We start from the raw sequence: 8,534 nt of genomic DNA, 5'->3' as shown, positions 1-8,534 counted from the left end.
ATTCTAAAAAGCCACTGCATAACGACAGTGGCTTTTTTCTTATCTAGACAATAAAAAAGCTGATCATAAACCAGCTTCCCATCATACTTATTTAATTTGCGATTCCAACTTGAACTTCCAGACGGCCTGATTGAACACGTAGTCCTTTTATTTCGAACTGATCTACCAGTTGCTGCACAAGCTCACGACTTTCTCTTAAAATATTGAGTCCCGGTAGAATACTAAAGTCGGTTAAATTTAAAAGTTTTTCTACCATCCATGAACGGTTATTAATGAAATCAATAAAACCCGCTTGCTCAAGGTCAATGAACCACATGCGATGACCATCACGCTGAATACCCGGAATATCACGAATCAAATGATTAATCAGCGATGGAATAGGCAACATATTAATCACTTCAAAACCTACTCGACCAATACGGCGAACAGCCCAATTCGATAATGTTCCACCATGACGTATTTGCACATCCAGACTTTCATCCATTTGGCGTAAGCGCAAGAACTTTTCTTGTCCAATGCGGCATTCCAATACTCGAAAATCTAAACTTAGGCGATATAGGAAACGGTGATAGTGTCCATCGATTTCAACCTGAAACCGATCATTGCCACATTGAACTTTAATATCATCAATTTCAGAACGATCTATGCGTTTACGAATTTGACTGTTTAATAGCATTTCAGGCAAATACAAATTCAAGGTACTTTTACCTAGAAAAGTACGTGCCATGATTAAGGCAACCTGTCTTGCAGTTTCACTTGTTTCAGACACCATATCTCTGACAGTCCCTGCTGCCAGGTTGGTCATGCCCACCACTCCACGCTTTGTATGAGATGTCACTTGATCTAAAGCATCTAAGGCTGCATCAGCAACTTCAGCAAGATTACGTGTAGTATCACTAGCAAACCCGACGGCGTCTTGCGCATGCTGTAATGTTTTATGCAGCAAACGGCGTGAGAATGACAGTTTTATAGGGTCAGGGTTCCCTGAAACTGTTGATGTCGTTGTAGGCTTCGACTTATTGTCATCTTCTTGACCCAAGTCCCTCTCCTTTTTATATTTCTTTCACATCCTATTGATGAGCATTTCAGCTCATTTCCAGTGTTGGACACACTTGGTTTTTATCTAGATTAGCATGCTCTACAGCATTATTTTAATTTTTATATGTACGCATAAATCATCGTTTTTTTATATATCCTTGTTTCAAAAAAGTATTTTATATTGGATATTCACCTCAACTTTTTAATCAGCTACAAATTTTTTTCTTTCTTTGCATTTCCGTTAGAATAGATTCAAATTTAATGTGGAGCTGTCATGCAATATCGTTGCCCTCAATGTCAAAGTGTTAAAATTATGCCGGTGAGCCAAGGTGTTAATAGTGCTAAACCTGTTGTGCCTAAAAGCTTAGTGATTTTAGTTCCTGCCATTTTTGTACTTTTACTCTTGGTTGTTATTAGTATTTTTATGTGGATTTTTGGCAATGGTGCAGGCAGCTCTCTTCAAATTGCAACAGTAGTTGCATTTGTGGTTACTGTAGGCGCAGGTTTTATGTTCTGGCGCGATTTGCCTGATTTTAAATTGTCTATGCAAGCATTTATGCAGTCACAAAAACATTGGAAATGTCGTGACTGCAATCATGAGTGGGAAATTTAAAACTATATTCACATCAGCTTAATGCTGATGTGAATGCGTCTTGTCATTATCGTTATGCTCGTGTGAAGCATGTTGAGCAATATGCTGACAGTTGATCTCAGCATCATCTTCAATTTGCAATGTCACTTCACCAATACCATGCTCATGAGAAAGCATTTCAACTGCATCTTGATAGAGCTTATTACGGTCAGCTTCAGGCGCAAATAAGTGCACGGTTAAATGGATATTTTTAGACGTAATTGCCCATACTTTGAGTTGGTGAATACTCTCCACACCATTTAATGAAAGTAAATCTGCACGTAGCTTTTCAATATCGACTTCTTCGGGTACACCTTCGAGCAAAATATTAATACTTTGTTTAAGTAAAACCCATGTTCTTGGCAATACCCAAAATCCAATCAGTACCGCAATAAGCGTGTCAATCCAATACCAATTAGTGAAGTAAATAATAATTGCACCAATAATAACGCCAACTGAGCCTAGTGCATCACTCAATACTTCTAGATAAGCACCTTTCACATTTAAGCTGTTATTGGCACTCGACATAAGAATTTTCATTGAGATGAGGTTTATTACCAAACCAATGGTCGCCACAATGAGCATACCTACACTTTGAATTTCAGGTGGCTGCGAAAAGCGGATATAGGCTTCATATAAAATATAAATTGCCACCACAAAAAGCATAAGTGCATTAAATAAAGCGGCCAGAATTTCAAAGCGCTGATAACCGAAAGTACGTTTATTATCGGCAGGACGTTTAGAAATCTGTATGGCAACCAAAGCAATTGCTAAAGCAGCTGCATCTGTAAACATATGTGCAGCGTCAGAGAGCAATGCCAAACTTTGTGTGATTAAACCTGCAATCACCTCAACAATTAAGAATGTCGTGGTAAGCGCCAAGGCAATCGTTAATTTTTTAGCATTACCCTCAGTCACTACAGCATGACTATGATCATGACCATGATGTCCACCCATTTTGCGGACTCCTTTTTATTTATCTTTATGGTGAGTTAAAAGTAACGATGAAGACACCTTTACCTTTACCTTTAACTCTTACAAACACTTTTTCGACTTAAATTTTGTAATCAAAAAAGATATCTCAAATCGATGACATTATGAATGCTCAACACTTTTCGTCTTGCCTTCATTCATCCATCGATAAATGACCGGTAATAAAACCAAAGTTAATATCGTAGATGAAATAATGCCACCAATTACTACCGTTGCCAAAGGTCGTTGTACCTCTGCACCAGTTCCAGTTGCCAAAGCCATTGGAATAAAACCAAGTGAAGCAACAAATGCCGTCATTAATACAGGGCGTAGTCGCAGTACAGCACCTTTCCAAGTTGCAGCATGAACATCTAGGGTTGCTCTTAGCTCTTTAATGAATGTGAGCATGACCAAACCATTCAATACCGCAACACCTGATAAAGCGATAAACCCGACTCCAGCAGACATAGAAAGCGGAATATCTCTCAGCCACAAAGCCACTAATCCGCCAGACAAAGCGAAAGGAACCCCGCTAAATACAAGTAAACTGTCTTTAAAGTTACTAAATACCGCCATCAGCAATACAAAGATCATGATGAGCGCCATCGGCACAACGATTTGCATTCTTGCAGTGGCAGAAGCAAGATTCTCAAATTGCCCTCCATAGCCTAACCAATAACCGCTAGGTAGCTTTTGCTGCGCCAGTTTGCTTTGCATCTCTTGTACAAAAGACCCAAGGTCACGATCACGCACATTTGCCGTCACAATCACTCGGCGTTTGCCATTTTCACGGCTCACTTGAGCAAGGCCCAGAATATTCTCAACCTTGGCAACGTCTTGTAACTGGATCAGACCGCCGTTTGGTAAGCGAATCGGTAATTGTGCTAGCTGCTGAGGCGTACGCATGTTTTCCTGTAAGCGAATCACGAAATCGAAACGTCTATCGCCCTGTAAAATTTGCCCTACACTCTGTCCTCCAATACTCGCAGCGACAATATCCTGAATAGACTTGACTGATAATCCATATTGAGCAGCTAGTGCATGATTAACATCTACATTAAGTAATGGCAAACCATCAGTCTGTTCGACTTTGACTTCACTGGCACCTGGAATACTACGTAGCTGTTGGGCTATTTTTTCCGCTTCCTGATTGAGGACTTGCATATCATCCCCAAAAACTTTCACCCCGATATCACTACGGACGCCTGAAATGAGTTCATTAAAACGTAGTTCAATCGGTTGCGAGAATTCACTGTTATTACCAGGAATCTGATTCACGAATTGCAGCATTCTGGTACGCAATTCATCTATCGTTTCTTTAGGGTTTGGCCATTGATCATGTGGTTTTAATAGAACAATACCATCGGAAATATTTGGAGGCATGACATCGGTAGCAACCTCGGCTGTTCCTGTTCTTGCAAAAATGGCTTTAATTTCAGGGAAAGCTTTCAGTAACTGCTTTTCTACATTCTCTTGAATCTTAAGCGACTCTTCTATGCCTGTGCTCGGTGCACGCATGAGTTGTAATGCAAAATCACCCTCACTGAGTTGAGGGGCGAACTCACTCCCCACTCTTGTTGCAATAGCACTTGTCAAAATTAAGATGCTGACCGCTGCTGTGACAACAACATATCGAAAGGCATATGCTTTATCGAGTAAGCCTGCATAACCTTTTTTCAGCGTCATCATCCAGCGGCTTTCTTTTTCCTTCACTTCACCCGTAATAAACAGAGCTACTGCTGCCGGGACAAAGGTCACAGATAAAATAATTGCTCCCAATAATGCTAGGACAACGGTCATTGCCATAGGATGAAACATCTTTGCTTCAACGCCTGCTAAAGCAAAAATTGGTAGGTACACGACCATAATGATGATCTGACCAAAGATTAATGGGCGTCGTGCCTGTTTAGCTGCGAGAAAAACCTCTGTGAAACGCTCTGAACGTGTTAATAAACGACCTTTTAAATGCTGCGCTTCAGCTAAACGCCGAATACAGTTTTCAACAATAACAACGGCCCCATCAACAATGATCCCGAAGTCCAAAGCGCCCAGACTCATCAGGTTGGCACTGATTTTTTGTTCCGCCATACCTGTTAAGGTAAAAAGCATTGCCAATGGGATAATACAAGCAGTGATTAAAGCGGCGCGAAAGTTTCCTAAAAAAATAAAAAGGATAACGATGACTAAAATCGCCCCTTCAATCAAATTTTTAGCTACTGTTTTAATCGCTTTATCTACGAGGCTACTACGATCATAGACTGTTTCAATCACCACGCCCTGAGGGAGTGATCTTTGAATTTCCTGAACTTTATCGTCAATCGCCTTAGCAATAGTTTTACTGTTTTCACCCATCATCATCATGGCGATACCTAAAACAGTTTCCTGTCCATTATAGGTAGCACCACCTGTACGCAAATCATGACCAATCGATACTGACGCTACATCGGCAACCCGTATAGGTAAACCGTTTTTAGTGGCGACCGTAACATTCTGGATATCTTGTATTGACATCAGCATGCCGGGAACACGAACGGTGAGTTGCTGGCCGTTCTCTTCAATAAATCCGGCACCACGGTTTTCATTATTATTTTGAAGCGCATCCTGTAATTCGGTAAGTGGAATCTGCAACTGCTGTAACCGTGTCAGATCTGGAGAGACCACATAGGTTTTATTATATCCACCAATGCTATTAACCTCGGCTACCCCTTGTACACGTTGTAACTGGGGCCGAATAATCCAGTCTTGAATTTCACGCAGGTCCATCGCGCTATAAGCTGAGCCATCTGCTTTTTTAGCATTTGGCTCTGCTTTTACCACCCATTGATAAATCTCACCGAGTCCAGTCGAAATTGGAGACATTTGCGGATCAATGCTATCTGGTAAAGCACTCTTAGCTTCTTGTAAACGTTGGTTAATCAGCTGTCTTGCCCAGTAAATGTCAGTACCATCTTTAAAGATAATCGTGACCTGAGAAAGACCATATCTGGAAATTGAACGAGTCTGTTCCAGATTTGGAATACCAGACATGGCATTTTCAATCGGATAAGTAATCCTTTGCTCAACTTCTGGTGCTGTAAAACCATTGGCCTGACTATTGATTTGTACCTGTACATTGGTGATATCAGGCACAGCATCAATTGAAAGTTTTTGATAGCTATAAATTCCGACACCAATCCAAGCAATAACAAACATCATGACCCAAATGGCGTTGTTAATTGAAAACTGAATAATTCGATCAAACAAACCTTCAGCCTTTGGCAAATCAGGTTTATTAATGTCCATGCTCTGCCTCCCCTTTTTCAAGTTCGGACTTGAGCAAGAAACTACCTTGAGTCACATATTGCTGCTTTTCAGTAATTCCAGATTTAACCTCTACCCATTGTGCATCTGAAGAATAATTGCCTAACTCTACCGCAACAGGAGCAAAATGAATTTTGTCCTTCTCCTGTTTTGCAATAAAGACGACATTCTTTCCATCAATCTGTTGTATCGCTGTCTTATTAACTCGTAATACAGTCGCTGCATTATTTTGTTTCAGTAACACATTGACCATTAAGTTAGGGCGTAATTCTTTTGAAGGTGTGAGTACCTTGGCACGAACCTGTAGACGACCAGTTTGAGTATCTGCTTCTGAAGTTAAACTTTGTACCTGTGCTTTAAAAATATTATTCGTTTGCAGTGATTTAAATTCAATTTCCTGATTAGGCTGAATATTAGTATTTGCACTTGGTAGCACAAATTCAATCCATAACTGATCTAGGCGATCAATAACAAATAACTGTTTTTCAGGACCAATTTGCTCACCAATGACAATATCTTTACTACTGATTACACCACTTAAAGGTGCAGTTAAAACATATCGACCTTTACTTGAGCGATTTGCTCCCAATGCAGATAAACGGCTATTTGCAGCCTGCACTTGAATCTGCGCCTGACGATAAGCATTGTAAGCGCGCTGGTAATCTTGACGTGCTGAAACCCCTTGTTCCCACAATTGTTTTTCACGTTGATAATCTTGCTGGGCTAATGTCAGTGCTTCTTGTGCCATGCTTAAGTTAGCTTGTTGATCGACTAAATCAGGTACAAATAAAGTCGCAAGCGCCTGACCCTTTTCAACTTGTTGTCCCAACGCAACATTTACACTATCTACACGCGCAGAAAAAGTTGAAGAGACATGTGCTTGCTGGTCTGTATTTACAACAAGTTTGGCAGGATACGAGAGATTCTGCTCAACTTCTCCACGTCCTACTTGCTCTAACTTCACTCCATATTCAACCAGTTGCTTAGAAGTTAAGTTTAAACTGCCTTCCTCTTTTTCAGATTCTTCATGACCAGCTTCACCCTCTGCATGCGCTTCTTCACTTTTCTCAGTATTAGGCTGTTTTTTTCCAGAGAAAAATAACCAAGCACTTAAAGCAAGGCAGACAATCAGCAGCAAAATAGCAATAAGCCATTGGTTTTTCATTTTTTTAACTGACATTACTCTGCCCCTCCAACTGTCGGCAACTGATAGGTGTCTTGCCATAAATTTTGATTAATTTGATTTAATGCATCTCCAGACATCACCATATTTGGATCGATCCCGAGGGCTAAACTTTCTGCCTCAATTGCTTTTTGCCAAGCAGATTTAAGAAGTTGAACTTTTTTCAAGCGTTGTTCTTGTAATTGAAGGGTAGATTGCTGAACATCGGTAATTGCAAATTTACCGACTTTAAAGCCAAGCAGCATTTTCTCTTGTACCGTCTCTGATAAAGGGATTTGCTGCTCATTCATTAAATTATATTGCTGCTTTAAACCCGCTAACTCGTACTGTAGAGTACGAATAGAATTCTCGCTTTGCTTTTTATAAAAGCTTTGCTGCTGGTCAATTAAATCGAGTTTGCTTTGAGCAACTTTTAGGGCATATTGCTGGCGATTAAAAATGTTTAAAGGAACCGCTATACCTACTCGGATCTGATTTTCGGTACTGCTCGTTTCTGCGGTTTTACTACGAACCACGCCCATATTTACAGTAGGCGTAGGCCGATTTTTTGCCTTTAAATAATTAATTTCAGAATTTTGTTGTATTGCTTGAAGCCGTAGGGACTGTTCTAACAAATTCTGTTTCAAATATTGGTCGATATCACTTTCATTTTTTAAAGGCCACGTACTTTTTATATCTGGACGTAACGTGAAGTTATCTTCTGTCTCACCCCATAAGTTAGCCAATTTTCTTTTAGCACTACTCAGTGATAATTCAACTTCCTGATATAAACGCTGATTTTCAACATGCGTCATGAGAGTTCGATCTAAATCAACCTGAGCAATACTGCCTGCCTGAAAGCGTAAGCGGGTAGCATCTAAAAGGTTCTTACTCGTTCTTAACTGGGCTTTAGCAACTTCATGTTCAAGCTCTAAAATAGATACTTGTGACCATAAATATTTTACCGCCAGCTTCAGTTGAGCCTCATATAAAACCTGATTTAACTCAACTTGATTTTGCTGAACACTTGCTAGTTTTTTTGCTGCGGAACGTACACCAAAAATATCTAGTTTTTGCGAGATCCCAAGTTCTAATTCCTGATCTTTTCCAGATTTAAAACCCGTTTGCTGTACAGAAACCGTCGGATTTTCCCATAGCTGGCTCTGTTTGATATTGCTCTCGGCGATATCTTGTTGAGTTTGCCAAATTCCTGTTTGAGTCTGAAACTGCTTAACCTGATCGAGCACCTGTTCAAAAGTTAAAACATTCTGTACACGCTGTAGTTGTGTATTCTCAGCAAGGTTCTGATTTGAACTGGCTGCGTTTGTTACGACACCAGTTGAAAGTGCAACAGCAACAACTAATGATTTAAGTACCCAAGACGTACTCAGACTAACGAAACTTTTTTTGTATAAAAAAATAGACATAAAA

Annotated in this window: 6 protein-coding genes; 1 reads left to right on the top strand and 5 read right to left on the bottom strand. The window is 40.1% G+C overall.

Translation table 11 applies throughout. From position 1 onward, the window contains the following. Positions 1-91 precede the first annotated feature (91 nt). Positions 92-1,039: a hypothetical protein gene (locus R5R67_RS16395; RefSeq protein ID WP_000529525.1), complete on the bottom strand. Its 948-nt coding sequence runs from the start codon at positions 1,037-1,039 to the stop codon at positions 92-94. A 273-nt stretch (positions 1,040-1,312) separates the two neighbouring features. On the opposite strand from R5R67_RS16395, the gene R5R67_RS16390 reads away from it, so the two are divergent. Continuing rightward, positions 1,313-1,651: a hypothetical protein gene (locus R5R67_RS16390; RefSeq protein WP_001200011.1), complete on the top strand. Its 339-nt coding sequence runs from the start codon at positions 1,313-1,315 to the stop codon at positions 1,649-1,651. A gap of 18 nt (positions 1,652-1,669) precedes the next feature. Here R5R67_RS16390 and R5R67_RS16385 read toward each other — a convergent pair whose 3' ends face one another. The 4 genes from R5R67_RS16385 to R5R67_RS16370 form a co-directional block, all read right to left on the bottom strand. Continuing rightward, positions 1,670-2,626 carry a cation diffusion facilitator family transporter gene (locus tag R5R67_RS16385; protein WP_000508762.1) on the bottom strand — a complete coding sequence of 319 codons (957 nt, stop codon included), beginning with the start codon at positions 2,624-2,626 and terminating at the stop codon, positions 1,670-1,672. Positions 2,627-2,764: 138 nt separating this feature from the next. After that, on the bottom strand, positions 2,765-5,923 hold the full coding sequence (locus R5R67_RS16380; RefSeq protein WP_000353979.1) for an efflux RND transporter permease subunit: 3,159 nt from the start codon (positions 5,921-5,923) through the stop codon (positions 2,765-2,767). Continuing rightward, positions 5,913-7,121, bottom strand: a complete 1,209-nt coding sequence (locus R5R67_RS16375) for an efflux RND transporter periplasmic adaptor subunit (protein ID WP_000111949.1) — start codon at positions 7,119-7,121, stop codon at positions 5,913-5,915. Before R5R67_RS16375 ends, R5R67_RS16380 begins: the two co-directional genes overlap by 11 nt. Further along, complete coding sequence (locus R5R67_RS16370; protein WP_000021709.1) at positions 7,121-8,530, bottom strand: TolC family protein; 1,410 nt, start codon at positions 8,528-8,530, stop codon at positions 7,121-7,123. Before R5R67_RS16370 ends, R5R67_RS16375 begins: the two co-directional genes overlap by 1 nt. Positions 8,531-8,534 lie beyond the last annotated feature (4 nt).

The organism is Acinetobacter sp. OYA S30 (assembly GCF_033599315.1).
Lineage (GTDB): Bacteria > Pseudomonadota > Gammaproteobacteria > Pseudomonadales > Moraxellaceae > Acinetobacter > Acinetobacter baumannii.
This window is presented reverse-complemented; position numbering and strand designations above follow the sequence as displayed.